At 33.7% G+C, this 2,092-nt stretch carries 3 protein-coding genes; all 3 read left to right on the top strand.

The features are described 5' to 3' along the window. On the top strand, positions 1-1,232 hold a 1,232-nt coding region (locus FOL89_RS17425), incomplete at its 5' end, for a type VI secretion system amidase effector protein Tae4 (protein WP_144284025.1). A gap of 5 nt (positions 1,233-1,237) precedes the next feature. Continuing rightward, on the top strand, positions 1,238-1,609 hold the full coding sequence (locus FOL89_RS17420; RefSeq protein WP_144284024.1) for a hypothetical protein: 372 nt from the start codon (positions 1,238-1,240) through the stop codon (positions 1,607-1,609). A gap of 98 nt (positions 1,610-1,707) precedes the next feature. Continuing rightward, positions 1,708-2,092, top strand: a 385-nt coding sequence (locus FOL89_RS17415) for a hypothetical protein (protein WP_144284023.1), incomplete at its 3' end; no start/stop codon positions are given.

Here is a 2,092-nt window from a genome sequence, read left to right as displayed (position 1 = left end):
CTGTCACTGCTAGAGAAGATGCAGAATGTACTACTTATTTAATCACGGGTCCGTGTTCCTGTCACGAGACTCACGCAGCAGGCGGTTGTACCCACCCTATCCAGATCATGCTTACCCAGTGTGGTACAGGTTCCGGTTCAGGAACAGTCACTTCCGGCTCTACCTATTATACAGGAACTCCTACGGCTAGTTTTCCGAGCAACTCTTCCGGAGCTTATGTTTACGGTACGGCAGATCAGATTTACAATTCCCTGAGAATAAAACTGAGACCGGAATATACTCTTACCAGTATCCAGAAGTTTAAAATTTTGGAATCGCCGGATCTTGCTTCCCAGATTATTACTTTTTTAAATCAGAATCCCCAACATAAAGCTGCTGCTGTTTCTTTCATCAACAGTATAGGACCCATATCTACGGCTCAGGAAATGCAGACTGCTATTAGTAATTACATCAATGGTTTTAATTTCAATTCGGGTTTATCTTCTGCCCAAAACACCTGGAAGGCACAAAACCCGGCTTTGTTTGACAAAATTCTCGCTTATATTCTGCTGGATTACCCAAACAGAAAAGATTTTGGATATTGGGGAATTAATTTTTTAATTCAGAATCCTACAACGACTTCGGAACAGTTTAAAAATTGGTTTATGGGAGAAAGTGAAGGGAATGATGGAGGGGTAGAGTTTAATATTGATGATTATAATGGTATTCAGGTACAAACGCATACATCATTACCTGGTCGAAACGCTTTTTATAATGCATTTCCTAAAGATGGAACAGTAGGTATGCAAAATACAGCAGTATATCAATTAATAGGTGGTAATTTGTATAATTTACATCAAACTTACCCTTCAACATATTGGAATGCATGTGCAATTAGGGTTTCTCGTGCGTTAAACTATTCAGGACATTCAGTCCCTGTATTTAAAAATAAATTTGGACAACAAAGAACAGAAAAAGGTGCTGACGGAAAAAACTATATATTAGATGCGGCAAGTATGTTAGCATATATGTTGAAAGCATATCCAAATAACCCCCCTTTACATTTGGAAAATAAAACACAAGAGGAATATCTACAAGCACTAAAAGGAAAATGGGGGATTTACATTATGCTTCCAAAGCCTAATGTAAATTTTGGAGCAACAGGTCATGCTGACTTTTTTAGTTATTCTGGATGTTTGTCTCACTGTTATTTTCAAAATGCCAAAGAAATATATTTTTGGGAATTAAATTAAATACTATGAAATTCAAAATTTTTAAAGTTGTAATTGTATCACTATCACTTATTTCATGTGGTACAAATTACACTAAGATAAAAGCGATAGAAGCTTTTAAACAAAGTGTAACATATAGCTGTATTTCAGAAGGAATGGAAAATAAAATATATGATAGTATTGTATTAGAAAAAGATGCTTCATTTAGTTATGATGGTTTAATGGGGGCTAATTTTTACAAAATAGATTCTATCGGAAGGAGTGAAGGAAGAAAAATAACAAGAACTCCTATAAATGACTTGGGAAAGAAAAAAATGATTCATAACCGATGTTTAAAATATTATAAAAGTGGAGAATTGAATAAATTAGCAAAAAAGTGGTTGAGAAATGAATTGTAAGATCGTTTAAATTGCTTCTTTATAAAAAGATTAGTGAGAATCCTATAATAAGGTTATTGGATTTGCAGGTTATTTAAAAAACTTAATTTTGAACAACCATGAATTGGCAAGATCTATTTAATATTTGGCTGTTTGAGTTGATGCCAAATCCTAACAGTAGCATTAATTTTACATGGAGTTCCAATGTGATAAATGGAAATACACTATATAATGCAAATACAAATGCAGTATACAAATTTCCTAAAGGAAACCCGGATATGATGAATGATATTAAAAGTGGCTTAAACAACGGAACATTAAATGTTGGAAATAGTATGTCGAAATATTTTTGGTATAACTTTACACAATATTATGCAACACTCTCCAATAATAACGTTGGTATACAAATGCTAGGATCTTATGATACTAAAGCAACTGTTGTTTCTAAATCTGGAAATGCTGCGGTAATCAGATTTTTCATCAAAAATACTTTAGGGTGGGATT

It is taken from the genome of Chryseobacterium echinoideorum (genome assembly GCF_007474535.1).
In the GTDB taxonomy this organism is placed as follows: domain Bacteria; phylum Bacteroidota; class Bacteroidia; order Flavobacteriales; family Weeksellaceae; genus Chryseobacterium; species Chryseobacterium echinoideorum.
The sequence above is the reverse complement of the archived record's forward strand: the minus strand, read 5'-3'. Positions and strand labels throughout refer to the sequence as shown.